Below are 18,265 nucleotides of genomic sequence, written 5' to 3'. Positions count from 1 at the left end.
ATACGCTGCTTTGACAATTGGCCTAACACAGCGGTCAAAGGGACGCGCCGCCCGTTAGCGGTTTTGAAAGTTTGCTTTTGGATCTGGTTCGCCGGCTTCGTTAAACATGCGTTGGCAGCGCATCCTTTACATTTACGTTCAGCGAGCAATTTGTGACCTATAGCAGCTGGTCCGGACTAATACAGATTATGACTGTATGGACTCAGGAAATGGGGCGTTCAGTCCCCTGAAACAAAGCCGCTCCATGCCGCCGGCCCTGACTGCCAAGGCACCGCTGATGCCCGGCCCCAAATCCAGGTCCACGAGCTGCCATTGCCCGGCCGCGCCATAGCGATCCGGCAACGATACAAATCGGGAAGTCCCATCCAGCGAGGTCTCGACTTGCGAGACATCCAGCGAAAGACCGGCGCCGACCGTCTTTACAAAACTCTCCTTGCGTGTCCAGAGACGGAAAAATGTGTCGATTTTTTCCTGCGCCGGCAACGCCTGCCAGAACGCCTGCTCGGATTCGGCAAAACATTCCTTGGCGATGGCGGCAAAATCGAGTCTGTGGTTCCATTCCTCGATATCCACCCCGACAGATTCATGACGGCTAACCGCCAGAATCATGGTATCGCCTGAATGCGACAGGTTGAATCTGACCTCGTGCGGGTTGCCGTCGACGACCAGATAGGGTTTGCCCGCCGCCTCCTGCGCAAAGCGGATGGCTTCAGGCGGCCTGTCTATGTAGCGCGCCAGTATCGTCCTGACTTTACCGTGGCTGACAACGTACCGGACGCGGTGCTGTTCCTGGACAAAACGCAGGGCTTTGGCCCGCTCTTCTTCATCGAGCAGCGTCCAGTATCGTTGATAGGCATCCTCGGCTGCGGCTAATGATTCAAGCCATAGATCAATGTTTTTACCGTCCATTTGATGGGCTCCGTCTTAATAACTGATATTGTGCAATTGTAAGGCCGAATTTACTTGTGCCCCTTGTGGGTTCGGCCCGGGACAACCCGAGATAGACAGGCAGTGCGAATACCCGTAAAGGGCATAAATGAATTCGCACCTGCACTGCATACTAAAACAGAACAGAGATCGATTCGTGCCACGCCTGTATTTCCAGGCGCTCTTTGTTCTTTATTATTTTTACCGGCTCGGTTCTTTCAGATTCCGCGTCCCGTCAGCGCCGGCGGGTTGGCCCGATTTTCCTTCAATTTCTTCGCCCTGCGCTTCTGCATCCAGCGGATCAGGCCCGTAACGTACAGAACCAGCGGCATCACGCCTACTATACTCCATAAAACCCGGCCGGCAAATCCGAAGGCTTCGCCGCTGTGCAGCGGCCACATCACGTTTAAAAAGGTTTCGCCGGCCGTGAACCGGTTGGGATCTTCGAACGCCAGCACCTTGCCGCTGTACTGATCGATCCAGACTTTGCTGCGCGGCCGTCTGCGGCTGGCCTCGCCATCCTGCCGCTTCTCGATGACGTAGACGCCTTCCTTGCCGTCGGGCGTCGCCAGCCAGCGCACCGGCGCGCCGGAAAAAATCCGGTCGGCTATTGCGACGGCACGGTCGATGGAGATCGTTTCGGTTTGCCCCTGATGGTCGGACTTAACCGCGGCCGGCGTTTTGAAACGCTCCGCCTTGACCTCTGAAAAGCAACTGACCACCGATTTGATCTGCTCGCGGTAGCCGAACGCAAAACCGCTGAATGCCAGAATGAGCAATACAATGGAACTGTAAAAACCGGCCGTTTTGTGCAGGTCGAACACAAGCCGCTCTGGACTCGCGCCGCGCTTGATGGTGACGGCCTGCCTGAATTTGCCGGCCCTGGGCCACCATAGGTAAAGTCCGGACAAGGCCGATATGAACATAAAAACACCGAGAAAACAGATGATTTTAAAAATCACCTTCCCAATTTCTGCATCTACCTTGCCCATCAGCAAAGTGGCGTGCACTTCGTAAATCAGGCTCCATACGGTGCGCCCCCAGAAGGTTTCACTGACAATCCTGCCGGTGTACGGATCGATCATTATTCGCAGCGGCGCAAAGAGCTCACCGGCGGTCTCCACAGGTTTTGCATATGTCGCCCATAAATAGTCGCGGTTATAGCCGGGCATGTGCAGGTTCCATGTGCCCTGCCTTTGCGGATGAGCGGCCCTGACGATCTGCATGATGTCATGCAGCGGAAGCGGCTGCGCGTGGGCTTCTTTATGGACTTCGGGAAGCCCCATCTCTTCCAGTTCGAAATAGAACACATTGAAAGACCCCGTCAGTCCGAGCAAGGCAAAAACAAAGCCCAGCGACAGGGCGATATAGACATGCGCGTTTAGCCACAATTTGCGGCCGGCTTTGAGCCATGACAGACGTATCGGTTTCTTGCGGTCAAGAATGAATTGAGTTTTTTCAGGCATGGTATTTTCTAGCAGGTTAGTGTTTGCAGCTTTGCAGGCTATGGCGGGTGACAAATAGCCATAGCCTGAGTTCCCGTCAAACTATCAGATTACGAAAAGAACACTTTCGGCTTAAGCGGTTAAAACTTCAACGATACCCGGCCGAAAATGGTCCTCGGATCGCCGGGGAACACGGCCGGGCCAAAATCGGCCGAGACGAAATAGCGCTTGTCCAGCACATTGTTCGCGAACAATTCCAGTTTTATGTTCTTCCAGGTATAGGACGTGGCCAGATCCAGCGTCGTATAGTTGGGCAGCTTGGCGGTATTGGCATTGTCGAACGGGCGATTGCCGACATAATTGGCGCCTGCGGACAGGGTCAGATTTTTCAGGACGCCGCTGTCGAATCTGTAATGGGTCCAGATATTGGCCTGGTGCTCCGGAATTTTTTCCGGCCGGTTACCGACATCGTTCGCGTTGCTTTGGGTGATTTCCGCATCGATGAAGGCATAGCCGCCCTGAACGTACCATTGTTCGGTCACCTGATAAGCCAGCTCCACCTCCGCACCCCGGGATTGAATTTCGCCGGTAGCCACCTGAAAGCCCGGATTGAATCTGTCCTGCGTAGTCACGTTGCTGCGCGTAATGTCAAAAAACGAGGCCGTTCCGCTCAGGCCGGAAGGAAAGTTAATCTTGACGCCGGCTTCCACTTGTGCGGATTCGCCCGGTTCAAGCGAGGCGCCGTTGGCCATCGCAACCGCAGGGAGAGGCGAAAATCCCTCGCCGTAGCCCGCAAAAAAGTGGATGGAATCGGTGGCGTGAAAAGTACCTCCGACCTGATAGGACGTGTTGTCCGTATCTATTTCCGAGGTTACGCCGTTGGCGATATTGAGTCGTTTCGCGCTGTAGGTGGATTGGCGCACGCCGCCTGTCAAGTCAAATTCCGGCGTGATCGAAATAATATCCTGAAACGCAAACGAGCCCAATTCCGAAGTGCCGTGACTGCCGATCCGTACCGGCCCTGCCGCAGGTTGTGCAGCCAGATAAACGGGATTGAGGGCGTCAATGGCGGGTACACCGGCCAGATTGATCGAGCTCGTTCCGAAATGCGACTTGGTGTAATCACCGCCCAGGAAGATCTGATGCGTCAGGAAGCCTGTTTCCACGGTACCGGTAATGTCGATTTGCCCGATGTAGGATCTATCCCTTTCTTTGAAGCCGGTTCTACCCGTGCGCGCTACATTGATACGCCCGGCTGCGGCATCGAGCGTTGTCTGACCAAGAAATACCTGATCCTGGTCGCCATTGAATTCGTCATATTGAAAGCGTGGCGATATTTTCCAGTTTTCCCCTACATCAATGTCCAGCCAGGCCTGAACCAAAGGTGTTTCGATTTCAAGATTATCGAAATTAGGCTCGCCCAGATACGTGTCGCGGGATATGTTTCCGAAACCGCTGCCGCGCACGGTGCCGAATACCGGCAATCCGGGATTCGGCACCGTGCTGCGATGCTGATATTCGGCATTGATGAAGCCGCGCACCGGGCCGCCGTCGTCCCAGGCGAGCGCCAAGCCGAAATTTTCCCTGTCCAGGTTCTGGAAATTAATGAAGCTTTCGGAGCCTTCTATTTCTCCGGTAAAGCGCGCTTTCAACGCGCCATCCGCCAATAAAGGGCCGTTAAGATCCCATTGTCCGCTGGTGATATCGCCGTCGAATTCATCATATCCGCCTCGGGTAAAGCTGAACTCGGAGGCAAATTCGTCAAACGGCCGCTTGGTGACGACGTTGATCACCCCGCCGCCGTCATTGGTTTGCTGCCCGTACACGGTGCTGCCCGGCCCTTTCAATACTTCCACGTTCTCAATATGGCTCAGCGCGGACCAATCGACATCTCCGCCAAAAATCTGCCGTATTCCGTTGCGGTTCTGGTCGGCTTTGAATCCGCGAATGCTTATTTTGGGAAACCGGCTGAATCGCGTTCCGATCACGGTGGCCGAAGGCACCTGTTTCAGGATGTTGCCGATACTGAGCGCGCCCTGGTCCTTGAGCGCCTCGCCGGTGATGACCTGTATGCTTTGCGGGATGCGGGTCGTTTCAACCGGGATTTTTGAGCCCGCCGTCGATTCGGATGTGATGTAAGGGCTGATGTCATCAGGAGCCAAGCTATCGGCCTTCACTGTCATAACCGCCAACTCCACCGATTTTTCAGGAACAGAATTGCCCGGAGAATTTTCTTTCGGTGCTTGAGCCAGGGCGATGACCTGGTTATCGGCAATCCGGTAGGTGATGTTGGAATTGCTCAGCAGCTTTGCCAGCGCCTGCTCGGGCGTATAGCGGCCGTTCAACGCATTGGCTTTGACATCCCTGACCAGCACGGACGGATAGCTCAATTGCGTGTCGGTAGTTTCCGAAAAGGCCATCAAAGCCGAAGCCATGCTCCCGGCCGGAATGTTGAAGCGGAACACCTTATTTTTATCATGCGCTGCGGATTGGCCCGGCACGGCATGACATAATGTCAGCATCAAGGCCAGACCCGCTACCTGCTTTCCGCTCAGGAAGGGTGAATTAATTGCCGGTTCGCCGGCCGGTAATTGGCCGCGGTTTCGCATGGCCGACGCGTCATCGGCACTTATCGCAGTGTCTATCATGGTCTCCCCTTTGTTATTAGTATTAACCGATGCGTTTATCCTGCATCATTGGGAAGTAGACGAGCGGGCTAGGCAATATCCTCACCTGCCCAATCGGGAATTATTTGCTGATGGTCTTGCTTGCCGTATCGAACGTTTCGCGGCGCAGAAAATAGGCATGGCACGTTTTAACCACGCGGCAAGCAGCGAAGGCAAGGCAAAATCCAAGAACCGTCTATTCCGCTGGTTATCCGGTACTTCACTTTTATCTTAGCCAGGGGCTGTAGCGAGATTAGTTGTGTTAGGGATCATTGCGACCTTGGGATGGCTGGATACTTGTTTCAGAAAAATACGCACTGGTGGCAGTCGCCTTTTTCTGAGTGGGCGACTGAAGTCGCCCCCACAGGTTTTAAAACCGCTTGTTTCAGCAGTTGAACAGGCAAAATGCGTAAGTCCTGAAGGAAAAATGTAATTACTTATTCCGAATCCGATCGTGGTTACATTTAATGCAAACAAAGCAATGTTTATTCTAATCTAAGCTTAACCGTTAAAACGGGTACATTATTTCCCGGTGGAGCATAAAGCTTCGCAGTGATTGCGACTTTTCTATCATTTTTGCTTCTCCTGGAATTAAATTCAACCCATGTATTTATGCTTCGCACGAAAACTCGCGAATCTCCGAATATGCTTTCAAGATCTTTGAGTTCCAGCTGCTCAGTATTGTTGGGGTAGAGTTGCAGTTCATTAACTGCCGAGCCATCTGTTTGAGCTTCTGCAGTAACTCTTATTTTGTATTTGTCACTGTTTATATACCATGATTTTTTATTCCCTGACTGTTCAGCCGTGCCGGATAAGTCATTTTGGAGGTCATTCACCGTTAATTTTCCATCGAAAAACAGATTGCTCAAATGCTGTATCAACGGTACCAGCTCAGCATTATCCGTATTCTCCTGTTCAGCTGTCCCTCCAGCCGGCACAACAAAGGGAAATATGAGTAAGAAAAGAACAACCGTCCTCTTAAGTTTATTAGAGATCAAGCTTTGCAGTCTGATCATGAAAGTACGCGTATTACTATAATGCATTAATCAGATCCTTAATTTTGGCTATCAAACTTGCCTGGAAGGACTCTCTCACTGCTTTCAGCAGCACAATTAATATCTGGTTACCGCATCATTAAGAGATAGCCTCACCTATCTGTCAGCATGTCATCGATGCGCTCCGGAAATTCGATGCTGCCACTAGTCCGATATCGCGCCAGGTCACCGGTTTTATACAATCGCCCGCCGTCATTCCGGAATGGATCGGAAATGAATTTTTCATTGTCGTCTTGGATTTGAGAGGCGAAACCGTCCCTATCAGTTTGTTCGTCACTATCCATTATTTTTGTTGGCGACCAGGTATAAATTCTTAAAATTTAAGCATAAGACCTACTTCCTCATGGGTCAGCCGCTCTATTTCCGCCAATAGCGCCGACGCATCAGCCTCGGTCAATTGTTCGCTCTGCCCTATAGGATCAATGCCGTCGAATCCTTCATTGTCGCTTTCCGAAACAAGCTGCTGTATATCCCCCAACAGCGCCGATATGTCAGTGACAGTCAATTGCTCGACCTGCATTTGCACGATCAGCGCTGCCAGTTCCTTTATGGTCGGTTTATGGAAAATGTCGTCTATGGCAAGCTTGATGCCGAACTGTTCCCGAATGCGCGCGATGACCTGCATAGCCAGCATTGAATGGCCGCCCAGCTCAAAGAAACTCTGATTGCCCCCTACAGTCTTGGTATCGAGGATTTCCATCCAGATAGCCGCCAAGGCCTGTTCTATGGAATCGCTGAGGCTATCGCTGCGCTTATCCATAGCCGTGATATAGTTTTCAGGCGTAAGCAGCGCTTTTCGATCGATTTTGCCGTTTGCGTTCAAAGGCAAGCTCTCCATAAATACATAGGCCGAAGGCTGCATATAGTAAGGCAAGCGCTCTCCGATAGCCTGGCGCAGGACATCCTCGATCACCTCCCCGCTGTCGCGGGCGGCCACATAGGCAACCAGCCGCCTGTTGCCTGACTGGTCTTCACGCACGAGAACAACGGCCTCATCCACGCCGGGCTGCTCCATAAGCTTTGCCTCGATTTCCCCCGGCTCAATTCTGAAGCCGTGGATTTGCACCTGATTGTCGATGCGGCCTAAAAACTCGATGCTGCCGTCAGGCCGGTAACGTGCCAGATCGCCGGTTTTGTACAACCGGCCGCCGTCATTCCGGAACGGATCGGGAACGAACGCTTCCGCGGTCAATTCGGGACGGTTCAGGTAGCCTCTGACCACGCCCTCGCCGCCGACATGGAGTTCGCCGGCCGCGCCCAGCGGCACAGGCTGGCCGATTTTATCGAGAATATAAAGCCGCACATTGCTGACCGGCCTGCCGATCGGCAAAGGCCGTTCCAGACCGTCCGGATCGTCCAGGCGGACACTGCTCCACGCCGAGCCTTCGGCCGGCCCGTATTCATTGTATAGCGCCACATGCGGCAGCACCACGCAGTGTCGCCTGACCAGTTCGGTTGGACAGAATTCGCCCGCAACGATGACCGTTTTCAGGGAATGCAACTGCGCCCGGGCCTGATCGAGCAGCAAGGTGTAAAAGGGCGGCAAGGCCAGCACATGCGAGACCTGGTGCCTTTCGATCAGCACCGCTAACGCTGACGGATCCGTATTGCTGTATTCGTCCGGCAAGCACAGGCGCCCGCCCTGCCCCAAGGTCCAGAATATGCCGGCGGCGCTGTCGAACGCGAACGAGGACAGCAGCAGGCAAGCGCTGACCGGCGCCTGATAGGCGGCAAACCGCGCAGTCGCCGCATGCACGGCGTTGCGGTGCGCGACCATGACGCCTTTGGGCTGGCCCGTCGAGCCGGAGGAATAGACGATATAGGCCAGATCGAGCGGATGATTGCATGGCGACGGATTGTCGGCCGGCCATTGCGCAATGGCCGGCCAGTCGCTGTCCAGATAAACGATAGCCTGCGTGTAACAGGACAATGCCGCCGCCAGCCGCGCCTGGGTGAGCAGCAAAGCGATGCGCGCGTCGTCCAGCATGTGGGCAATGCACGCTTCGGGATACTGAGGATCGATCGGCACATAAGCCCCTCCGGCCTTCAGGATGCCCAGCAGGCCCACCATCATCTCCAGACCGCGCTCAACGCAGAGTCCGACCGGCATCTCCGGGCCGCAGCCCTCCGATCGCAGGTAATGGGCCACTTGGTTGGCGCGGGCGTTAAGTTCGACATAGGTCAAGGCCTGTTCTTCAAACGCGACAGCAACGGCATCAGGCGTTTTTTCAACTTGCTCCTCGAATAACTGATGCAGGCACTTGTGCCGCGGATAAACCGCCGCCGTCGCGTTGAAATCGACCAGAAGCTGACGCCGCTCCGCTGCGGGCAGGATGTCGAAATCCATGGCCAAGCGCCAGGGGGCCTGAGTCAATACTTCGACCAGCCCTGCGATGGCGGTGTGAAGATAACCGTTGATGCGGGCTGGGTCGATGCCGTGCACGCATTGCGCAGTCAGCGTGAAGCCCTGCCCCGAATCGTCTACCGAAACGGTAAAAGGATAATGGGTGCGTTCCACGCAGCTGACGACGCGCATGCCGTCGGATTTATCCGGAGCGGCCGCGATAATGGCATGACGATAATTCAGCAATGCGGTAAACAGCGGCACCGACGGCGGCAAGGCGCTGCAGCGTAGCGCAAGCGAGAGCGGAGTGTATTGATGAAGCAGCAGTTCATTCAAGCACTGATGCGTATATTTGACCAGCTGCCGGACACTGGCGCCGGCGAGCGGGATGCGTACCGGCAAGGTATTGATGAACATGCCGATGCCCCGATCAGCGCCGGCCGAACCCCGAAGCCGGCCGGACAGCACCGTGCCGAAAACGACGTCATCGCGCCCGCTGCACCGGGCCAGAACCTGCGCCCAGGCCACATGAAACAGGGCCGCGGCGCTGACCCCGTGCTGTCGGGCGCTGTCGCGGATGCGCTGGGCCAGATCGTCGCTCAGGGCCAGAACCGCCTCGCCGGCCTGTCCGGCGTCCGCTTTTGTGTCCAACAGGCCGAAAGGCGCGGTCGGCTCATCGATATCGCCGAGTTGCTGCCTGAAGTAGATTTCGTGTCCAACCCGTGAAGTCGCCTGTATCTGTTCGATAAAATTGCGATAGGGCACAGGTTCCGGCAGACGATCCCCTTGCCCCTGAAACACCCGCTGAACTTCTGCCATGATCAGCTGCAGCGTGTAGCTGTCGCACGTCATGCGATGGTTCAGCAGCACCAGCCACCAGGCAGTCGAATGCGGATCGGCGGCGATATAGGTGGCAAGCAGCGGTGCGCGCTGCAAATCCAGCCGCAGGTGGCGCGGATCGGTATGGCTGAGTAATTGCTGCTGTATGTCGGCATTTGCGGCCAGCGTCAGTTCCGAAACCGGCAGCGGCGCCCGGCTATGCACGACCTGAACGGGTCTGGACAGTCCGGTCCAGCGCACGGATGTGCGCAGGATATCGTGCCGGTCGACCACGGTCTGCAAGGCGTCCAGAAAATCATCCAGCTTAGGGCGGTCGTCAAACAGGATGACCGAACGCGTCAGATACGCATCGCCCTGGGTTTCGAGCAAATGATGGAACAGAATGCCTTCCTGCAACGGGGCCAGCGGGTAGATGTCCTTGATATTGGCCGCGCCTTGCGGCACACTGCCGACAATCAGATCGATCTCGTCCTGTGTAAGGCTGACCAGCGTCAGCATGTCGGGCGTGATTATGACCGGTTGCGCCGTCTGTGCGTCAGTTTCGCTTGCCGCCTGATCGTCTTGATCGTCCTGAAGGAGGAGCAACAGCTCCCATTTATACTGCTGCAGGAGCGCCATTATTCCTTCATTGAGGGCGCCCTGCGGTGCGCGCACGATTAATTCGGCATCATTGGCGCTGACGGCAATATCTTTTTCCTGCAAGTAGGCAAGCACTTCTAGCACGTCCATAGACGAAACTCCTTGTAAAAGGTGAAGGTTAATGATTGTTCAAAAAAGTCCAGCATGAGTTTGAGCAGTATATCAAAAACTCTGGCCCTGCTTTCGCTTATGGCGGCCGACAATTCGATCCCTGTCGGCTTATTAAATACCACCCGCGTCTCCGAGCTCAAGCCTTGCTTTTGCAGTCGTTCGGTCAAAGCGATCGCCTGTGCATCCGCAGGATAAGCTGCGCCTCAATGCAGCCCTCTCTGTTCAAAAATAGACGCCTCAAAATTCCCTTACCCTCACTCTGGTTATGGCTAGCTGTATGAACCATTTATTGGCTGGTTAACAGCCATGTGCGGCAGACGCCGAAAAAACGGTGGCGTTCATTGCAAACGGGATAAACCGCGCATGCATAACATCGGTTACAATAAAATTGATGGGTGCACCACCCGACTTTTTACTGCCCTCGAACTGCCGTCCATGACCGGCGTTCATTCCCAAAGCAAGCCGCCGCCTTATAGCGGCTTAATCAACTGAATTAGCAAGGAAAATGTTGAAAGCAAAACGTAGTATTCTAATCCTGTCCCTGTTTGCCCTATTGGAGTGCTCCATGAATACGCATGCCGCAAGCGAAGCCATTGAAGATAAAGTAAAAGAACTGCTGTCCCAAATGACGCTGGAAGAAAAAGCCGGGCAGATGACGCAGATCGACTTCAGCGTCGTGGGCACGCCTGCCGTATCAGGCGAAGAGCCCCCGATCGACCGGACCAGGTTGGAAGATGCTGTGATCAACCACCATGTCGGCTCCATCCTGAACGTACCTTTCACGCCCGCCAACAGAGCGGCTCCGATCGGGACCTGGCGGAAAATAACAGCCGCGGTACAGGAAGCCTCGCAGAGAACGCGCCTGAAAATCCCGGTTATCTACGGCATTGACGCAATCCACGGCGCGACTTATACGCAAGGCGCCGCGCTGTTTCCGCAAGCCATCAGCATGGCCGCGACTTTCAATCCGGAACTGAGCTTCAAGGAAGGCGAGATAACGGCGCGCGAAGTGCGCGCATCGGGCCTGCAATGGAATTTCTCGCCGGTTATGGATATCGGCCGGCAACCGCTCTGGCCGCGCTTGTGGGAAACTTACGGCGAGGACGTGCATCTGGCCTCTGTCATGGGCACATCCTATATCAAAGGCCATCAGGGCGATGATTTCTCGGCGCCCGATAAACTGCCGACCTGTTTGAAGCATTATGTCGGCTACAGCTTTCCGATCAACGGCAAGGACCGGACGCCGGCCTGGATCGGCGAACGCATGCTGCGCGAGTACTTCCTGCCGACGTTCGAAGCCGGCGTGCAGGCCGGGGCGCCGACGGTCATGGTCAATTCGTCAGAAGTCGACGGCATTCCGGGCCATGCCAACTATCAGTACCTGACCACGATCCTGCGCGGCGAAATGGGCTTCAAGGGCTTCACCGTCTCCGACTGGGAAGACATCAAGCGCCTTTATACGCGCGACAAGCTGGCCGCGACCCCGAAAGAAGCGGTCAAGATCGCCGTGATGGCCGGCGTGGACATGAGCATGGTGCCGTTCGATTTTACCTTTTATGATTTACTGGTTGAGCTGGCCCGATCCGGCGAAGTGCCGATGTCGCGCATAGACGAAGCCGTGTCGAGGATTTTGACCGTCAAGTTCCAGACCGGGCTGTTCGATCCGGAAAGGCCGGTTTTGCCCGCTGAAGGCAACTTCGCTACGCCCGAGGCCGTGGAGACGAACCGGCAGGCCGCGCGCGAAGCCATCATTCTGGCTAAAAACGACAACCATATACTGCCGTTGAAGAAAGACGCCAGTATTCTAGTCGCGGGGCCCACCGCCAATCTGCTCAGCGTCATGAACGGCGGCTGGACCATTACCTGGCAGGGCGACAGCGAGAGCCTGTATCCGCAGGACAAGCTGACCGTCTTCGAAGCCCTGCAAACAAAGTCGGCCGGCAAAGTGACCTATGTCGGCGGCCAGGCGTTTGACGACCCGATCGATGTCGACAAAGTCGTCGCCGAAGCTCAAAATCACGATTATGTCCTGTTGGCCCTGGGCGAGAAACCCTATACGGAAACGCCGGGCAATATCGACTCATTGATGCTCGACCAGAAGCAGATCGACCTGGCCAATGCCGTGATCGAGGCCGGCAAGCCGGTCATTTTGCTGATGCTGGGCGGCCGCCCGCGCGTCATCACGGCCATTGCCGAAAAAGTGCCCGGCGTGATCCTGGGCTTCCTGCCGGGCATGGAAGGCGGCGAAGCCATCGCCGACATTATTTACGGCGACTACAATCCCAACGGCAAGCTGCCCATCAGCTATCCGAGGAACACCAACGACATCGTGCCGTACGATCACAAGCCGACCGAATCGTTTGAATTCAACACCTACAAACCGCTCTACCCGTTCGGCCATGGCCTGAGCTATACGACGTTCGAGACACGCGGCCTGAGCGTGGAAAAGAGCCAGATTAAAATGGGCGAAAACGTCACTGTCCATGTCAGCGTCAAGAATACCGGCACGCTGAAAGGCAAGGAAACCGTGCTGCTTTATCTCAATGATGTCGCGGCTTCCGTAACGCGGCCTGTCAGACAGCTCAAAGCCTTCAAAAAGGTCGAGCTGGAACCGGGGCAGGAGCAAAGCCTGAGCTTTACCCTGACGCCGCGCGATCTGTCATTTATCGGCATCGACATGAAGCGCATCGTCGAACCCGGCGAGTTTAAGGTGATGGTCGGCAATGAAACGGCCGGTTTTTCCGTAACGGAATAGCAGGCCGTAGGGTATGCATTGCATATCTTCTTCGACGTTTATCGACTCCGCAACTCTCAAGCGGGACGGGGTTTGTTACCCCGTCCCTAGCGTTTCTGCAATGTTAGGGTTAAGGAAATGCGCTTAACCAGCATCAAACGTTTCGGACGGGGCAACATGCCCCGTCCGGCTGCAGCTGATATTAGAAAACACCACGAAGGACACGAAGCTTTATGTTTTCTCGTCTTCGTGGTCAAATCCTTTAAGCTTATATAACAGGTACCTATTAACAAGCAGGATACAAGCATGGCGAATATACCCCATACCCCAATGGCATCCGACAAACTGACAGACAACACCAAAAACCCTTATTTCGGCTCCCTGGCCGTACTGACATCGCTGTTTTTCATCTGGGGCTTCATCACCAGCCTGAACGATATCCTGATTCCGCATCTGAAAGCGGTATTCACGCTGAACTACACACAGGCCATGCTGATCCAGTTCTGCTTCTTTACGGCTTATTTCGTGGTTTCGATGCCCAGCGGCCATCTGGTTGAAAGGATCGGCTTCAAGGGCGGCATCATTACCGGCCTGTCCATAGCCGGCCTGGGCTGCCTGCTCTTTTATCCGGCGGCTGGCCAACATTCCTATCCGTTGTTTCTGGCAGCTTTCTTCGTACTGGCCTCCGGCATCACCTTGCTGCAGGTCGCGGCCAACCCTTATGTGACCATCCTCGGCCAACCGGAAACCGCCTCCAGCCGGTTGACGATGACGCAGGCTTTCAATTCCCTGGGCACGACGATCGCGCCTTATTTCGGCGCCTTGTTCATACTGTCCGCCGCCGTCAAAACGGCCGATGAAATCAAATTGTTGAACGCCGGGGATCTGTCGGCCTATCAGGCCGCGCAGGCGGCCGTCGTGCAGCATCCCTATCTGCTGCTGGCCGCAGTTTTGTTTTTGATTGCCGGCCTCTTCGCCGCGATCAAACTGCCCGAGGTGGAGCCCGCCGAAGCCCATGCGCTGGATATCACCGATGGCGCCTTTCGCGAAAGCGCCTGGGGCTATCGGCATCTGGTCCTGGGCGCGGTCGGCATTTTTGTCTATGTAGGCGCGGAAGTCTCTATCGGCAGCTTTCTGGTCAATTATCTGGCTCAGCCTAATATTTCGGGACTGGCCGAGCACGAGGCGGCGAAGTACGTGTCGCTGTACTGGGGCGGCGCCATGGTCGGCCGTTTCGCCGGCGCGATCGCCATGCGCAATATCCAGCCCGGCAAAGTCCTGGCGTTCAATGCCCTGGCCGCCTCCACCCTGGTTGTAGCCAGCATGGTCGGCGCCGGCCCTTTGGCCATGTGGTCCATTCTGGCCGTAGGACTGTGCAACTCCATCATGTTCCCGACCCTGTTTTCTCTGGCAGTCAACGGCTTGGGAAAGCACACAGGCCAGGGCTCCGGGATTTTATGCGCGGCCATCGTCGGCGGCGCTATCATTCCCGTTGTGCAGGGCCTGTTCGCCGACCGGGTCGGCATCCAGCAGGCTTTCTTCATTCCCGTTCTCTGCTATTTATATATTGCTTATTACGGCTGGAAAGGTCATAGGCTTGTAACTTAAGCAGGTATCGGCTTTTAGAAGTGAAGGGAAATTCGACAAGATGAAAAGTTGGCAGGGCTATCGCAGTTACGGCAGCCTTGCCAATGTTTAGGATTATTGTCCCGGTTTAACGTAACAGGTTATTATTGAGCGAGCTCAACCGGCAACAGGTTGGGATTGGTTAACGGATACCGGTTATCCTTGGCCAATGTGAATGTGCCGGTGTAGTCACCGCCGTTAATGCTGTATTCGTAGTTGCCCGCATTCAAATCATAAACGGCCAGAGGAATGTTTTTCTCAAAATACCTCATGTTTGCCGTACAAGCAAAAGAGCCGGGCGGCAAGTCAGGATATTCAGCATGAACCGTCACTTCAAAGCGGTTGCCGACCAGGCGCTGATTGATTTGTCCTAAATCACCGCAACCGCTGGTAAACGTGCCTTGAATGTTCAAAAACACCTGGACAGGAAAGGAATCAGTGACCACAAGCTTGGCCTGTCCGATGGGCGCTTTTTGCAACGGGTATTCATTGGCTGTTTTATAGCCCTGCAACTCCCAGAGGTTCTGGCCGATTTGTTTGAACGTCGCATCCAGGTAATTGCCGGGCCGCTCAGGCGTATCGACGCGCGGAATCGTCAGGATGCCATCCTGATACATCGGGTAATTGCCCCCAGACAAATTTTCTGCCGAAGTAGACCCTATACCGATCATTTGGTCCGACTCAATTCTGAGTACCCGTTTATCGTTGCTCAATAGGTCCGCTTCAAGGGAACTCGTTTTGATGTGCACAGCATAAGTGGACGGATAGATATGTTCCACAACGCCATCAATACCCAACTTATCCGCAAGATCTTCCTTAATCTTGGCAGATTGCTCCATGTTTTGTGATTCTTCCTGAGCCGCAATGAATAAACTTGTCACTTCTGGATCGTCCGGATTCAGCGTGACAATATAAGATCCTTCTATAATCCCACTGCTTGCTTGTTCACCGACAGGCTGACCGTCTTCGGCAGCGGCTGCCTGACACACTGCAAGCATGCCTAAAAATAGATATTTTTTCATTTGTCTCTTTGTTCCTTTTTTATATTTATAGTACCGATAGGGCTGGATTCAAGCCACAGCGACCTTAAACAAGCTACGATCGCATCTTGGAGTTGCCCTATCTCAGCTCCAGTATTCCTTTTACGCAGCTGCAGGTTGAAACAGCATGCCGTCGAATTGTTAGGAAAAGCATAAAATTGCCTGATTTGACAATTCAAGACATCCAGTTTTTATCAAGAATGAAAAAGAAAAAAAGATTATATCACGCGCTAGAAGATCATACCTCGCGTTAGGATGGTTGCGGTTGCTTCTTCAGGATAATTGAAAGAAGCCGGTCCCGGACAATTAATTCAACAAGAAGCTCACCATGATTGTTTAATCATTAAAGACGTTGCGCCCGTCAAAGGCGTACCGTCCGGGTTGGTGACCGTGTTGGGCGTCATGGCGCTCTTCAGTCCGTCAAAAGCCCGTTTCGGTTGAGCGCAATAGCTGGGGTACAGCTGGCAGCCGATCGCAAACAATCCGCTCACAAAGGGCGCAGAGACAGATGTGCCGCTCCAGGCATAGAGCGCGCCGTCATGTCCATACAAAGGAACGTCTTGTCCCGGCGCAAATAAATCGATCTGCCGGCCTGTGCGCGATTTGGGCCATTTAATATCCTTGCCGGACGACAATAAAGCACTGCCGGTGGCGCCGACTACAAACACCTCATCTATCCGGGTCGGTGAATAGTTAGCCGTATCACAGCCATCATTCCCCGCCGACACCACAATGATTACGCCATGCGCATAGGCCGCCCGCATAGCGTCTTCCAGTGCGGTTGAGATGACCGGAACGTTGCAGTCGCGGGTATTCGCCCCGTTACTCCAGTTCACAATGGTGCCGGCAGGCGCATTTTTGGCCAACCAATCGAAAGCGAACAGATGGGTAGATAAACTGGATGTATCTGAACAGCCCTGGGTTATTTTGGCCGAGATAATCGATACGCCTTTTGCTACTCCGAAGAGATTTCCTCCGGCCGCATCGGCCACCGCTGTCCCATGTCCGTTGCAATCCTGGCCCCATGTTGCTGTTTTGTGGTCGGGATCATTGACATCCCAAACGGTAACGGCACGCCCCCCGAACTCGGGCAGACTGGTATTAACGCCGGTATCGAGGACATAAATGGTCCGGCCGGCGCCGTTGGCGTTCCAACGATAGATATTATCAAGCGCTGCGGTGTCGCCATCGATTCTGTCCAACGCCCACCCGGGCTCGACTTGTTCATTCTGGACGCGCAGCATCAGATCCGGCTCAATTCTGAGTATGCGCTTATCCTTATTCAACAGCTGAGCCTCAAAAGAATTCATCTTGATGTGGACGGCATGAGTGGACGAAAAGATATTTTCTACAATCCCGTCAATACCCAGATTAACCGCAAAGTCTTCCTTAATTTTGGCAAGCTGTGCCGCATCTTCTAATTTTTTCTGAACCTCGGCGAGTAGATCCATTATTTCCGGTTCGTCCGGATTCAGGGTTACAATGTAAGAGCCTTCTATAATTTCGCTGCGCACCTTGCTTACTTGTTCAGTCACAGCCTCAATGCACGCCTTGCCTGATTGTTCATCTTTAATCCCAGTGCACGCCTTGCTTACTTGTTCGCTGATCGACATAAGCTCTTCGGCAGAGGCCATTTGACACGCAACGAGCAACCCTAAATACAAATACTTTTTCATTGGCTTCTTTGTTTTAATTAAGGTTTAAGTACTGACGGGGCTACTCCGAGCCCAAGTACTATTGAATAGACCACGGCCTGCGTCTTCGTGGTTGCGTCATCTCAGCCGTTATAGACAAGAAAAAAAGAATGATTGTTTCGAAAAATTCGATCCATACTGTCCTTTACCTTTCTCTCTGACAGTTTATATTTCGCCGTTGCCTGATATAACCCAACATGATGAGCAGGCATAAGGCAAAGAGTGAAGATCAGAGCGGCTGAGATGCTGTCCGCAAATAATCGAATCTTTTTTGACATCGCTTCCTTGTTTGCTAACATTCGCCATGAGTTGGCCTTGTCGTTGCCGGCTTTTCAAACCAGGACCTATTCAACTTGTTGTTTTTCAATCTCTAAAGGAAAAATAAAAATGAAGAACTATGCTTGCCTGCTTTTGCTCGGATCGGCGCTGTCGATCAGCGCATCCGCCTTTGCTGAAAATCGTGCGGTTAATGTCTCCATCGGCAGCATTGGCGGCGCTCTCGATGAAGCCGCTACGCAGACAGTCCGTCAGGTCATCGGCCATGCGGTCGCCAATAAGACTGTCGATAAATTCATTGTGAATAGTCCGGGAGCCGGCCTGCCTATTCCCGTCGAAGGCAATTTGTCCCTGTGCGCCGAAGCGGGTTTCAATACAGATGATGCAGAGTTTGACGCTTTTATCGATCAATTGCATTCAATCAGCCCCAAAGCAGGAACCTTCTATAATGTAGAACTCGCTCCAAGCTGCGGGACAGCTGACAACGGCAATGTCGACGGCGGCAGCGATTCCACTTTCTGCACGATGGACGTAAAAATGTGCCCCGATGGTTCTTATGTAAGCCGTCAGCCGCCTTCTTGCCAATTCGCCCCTTGCCCGGTAGTGGCTAGGTAGCAGTAACGCCCGAGTCCTTTCTCGCGCGGCAAAAAGCACCAAGCCTTCGTTTTATGCTTTTTGCCGCAACTGCAAGGCAGGCAAAAATTTCTCATTATTTAACTGATGTTACGACGGGCACCTTTTCCCGTTTGCCGCGCCGAGCACCGCAGCTTTTAGCGGCGGTAGGCGGGGTTGATAAACCCAGCATTTTGGCCGCCCATGCCGGGTTTCCGCTAAAGCTCCAACCCAGCCTACACAGGCTGTTAAAAGC

The 18,265-nt window shown here is 54.0% G+C and carries 13 protein-coding genes; 5 read left to right on the top strand and 8 right to left on the bottom strand.

Annotated elements, in window-relative coordinates:
- Window positions 1–186: 186 nt before the first annotated feature.
- The 3 genes from IT781_RS14990 to IT781_RS14980 form a co-directional block, all read right to left on the bottom strand.
- The gene (locus tag IT781_RS14990; RefSeq protein ID WP_194970984.1) at window positions 187–909 is read right to left on the bottom strand and encodes a 4'-phosphopantetheinyl transferase superfamily protein; all 723 of its coding nucleotides are present in this window, start codon (window positions 907–909) and stop codon (window positions 187–189) included.
- 236 nt (window positions 910–1,145) lie between these two features.
- On the bottom strand, window positions 1,146–2,393 hold the full coding sequence (locus IT781_RS14985) for a PepSY domain-containing protein (protein WP_194970983.1): 1,248 nt from the start codon (window positions 2,391–2,393) through the stop codon (window positions 1,146–1,148).
- A gap of 119 nt (window positions 2,394–2,512) precedes the next feature.
- On the bottom strand, window positions 2,513–5,020 hold the full coding sequence (locus IT781_RS14980) for a TonB-dependent receptor (RefSeq protein ID WP_194970982.1): 2,508 nt from the start codon (window positions 5,018–5,020) through the stop codon (window positions 2,513–2,515).
- Here IT781_RS14980 and IT781_RS14975 point away from each other — a divergent pair.
- On the top strand, window positions 5,019–5,273 hold the full coding sequence (locus tag IT781_RS14975) for a hypothetical protein (RefSeq protein ID WP_194970981.1): 255 nt from the start codon (window positions 5,019–5,021) through the stop codon (window positions 5,271–5,273). The genes IT781_RS14980 and IT781_RS14975 overlap by 2 nt on opposite strands.
- 250 nt (window positions 5,274–5,523) lie before the next feature.
- Here the strand turns inward: IT781_RS14975 and IT781_RS14970 are convergent, their stop codons facing one another.
- The 3 genes from IT781_RS14970 to IT781_RS14960 form a co-directional block, all read right to left on the bottom strand.
- Window positions 5,524–6,054 carry a hypothetical protein gene (locus tag IT781_RS14970; RefSeq protein ID WP_194970980.1) on the bottom strand — a complete coding sequence of 177 codons (531 nt, stop codon included), beginning with the start codon at window positions 6,052–6,054 and terminating at the stop codon, window positions 5,524–5,526.
- 131 nt (window positions 6,055–6,185) lie between these two features.
- Window positions 6,186–6,377: a hypothetical protein gene (locus tag IT781_RS14965; protein WP_194970979.1), complete on the bottom strand. Its 192-nt coding sequence runs from the start codon at window positions 6,375–6,377 to the stop codon at window positions 6,186–6,188.
- Window positions 6,378–6,406: 29 nt separating this feature from the next.
- Window positions 6,407–10,006: a non-ribosomal peptide synthetase gene (locus IT781_RS14960; RefSeq protein WP_194970978.1), complete on the bottom strand. Its 3,600-nt coding sequence runs from the start codon at window positions 10,004–10,006 to the stop codon at window positions 6,407–6,409.
- A 586-nt stretch (window positions 10,007–10,592) separates the two neighbouring features.
- On the opposite strand from IT781_RS14960, the gene IT781_RS14955 reads away from it, so the two are divergent.
- Entirely contained in the window at window positions 10,593–12,782 is a 2,190-nt protein-coding gene (locus tag IT781_RS14955) for a glycoside hydrolase family 3 N-terminal domain-containing protein (protein ID WP_228779182.1), read from the top strand.
- Window positions 12,783–13,067: 285 nt separating this feature from the next.
- Window positions 13,068–14,369, top strand: coding sequence for a sugar MFS transporter (locus tag IT781_RS14950; RefSeq protein ID WP_228779181.1), 1,302 nt, complete (start codon window positions 13,068–13,070; stop codon window positions 14,367–14,369).
- Window positions 14,370–14,491: 122 nt separating this feature from the next.
- Here the strand turns inward: IT781_RS14950 and IT781_RS14945 are convergent, their stop codons facing one another.
- Window positions 14,492–15,409: a hypothetical protein gene (locus IT781_RS14945; protein ID WP_194970976.1), complete on the bottom strand. Its 918-nt coding sequence runs from the start codon at window positions 15,407–15,409 to the stop codon at window positions 14,492–14,494.
- A gap of 341 nt (window positions 15,410–15,750) precedes the next feature.
- Window positions 15,751–16,962: a S8 family serine peptidase gene (locus IT781_RS14940; RefSeq protein ID WP_194970975.1), complete on the bottom strand. Its 1,212-nt coding sequence runs from the start codon at window positions 16,960–16,962 to the stop codon at window positions 15,751–15,753.
- 546 nt (window positions 16,963–17,508) lie between these two features.
- On the opposite strand from IT781_RS14940, the gene IT781_RS14935 reads away from it, so the two are divergent.
- Together IT781_RS14935 and IT781_RS22430 are read left to right on the top strand one after the other, a co-directional pair.
- A complete protein-coding gene (locus tag IT781_RS14935) occupies window positions 17,509–18,012 on the top strand; it encodes a hypothetical protein (RefSeq protein WP_194970974.1) in 504 nt (167 codons plus the stop codon).
- 53 nt (window positions 18,013–18,065) lie between these two features.
- Window positions 18,066–18,265, top strand: a 200-nt coding sequence (locus IT781_RS22430; protein ID WP_228779180.1) for a hypothetical protein, incomplete at its 3' end; no start/stop codon positions are given.

Source organism: Methylobacter sp. BlB1 (assembly GCF_015476545.1).
Lineage (GTDB): Bacteria > Pseudomonadota > Gammaproteobacteria > Methylococcales > Methylomonadaceae > Methylobacter.
This window is presented reverse-complemented; position numbering and strand designations above follow the sequence as displayed.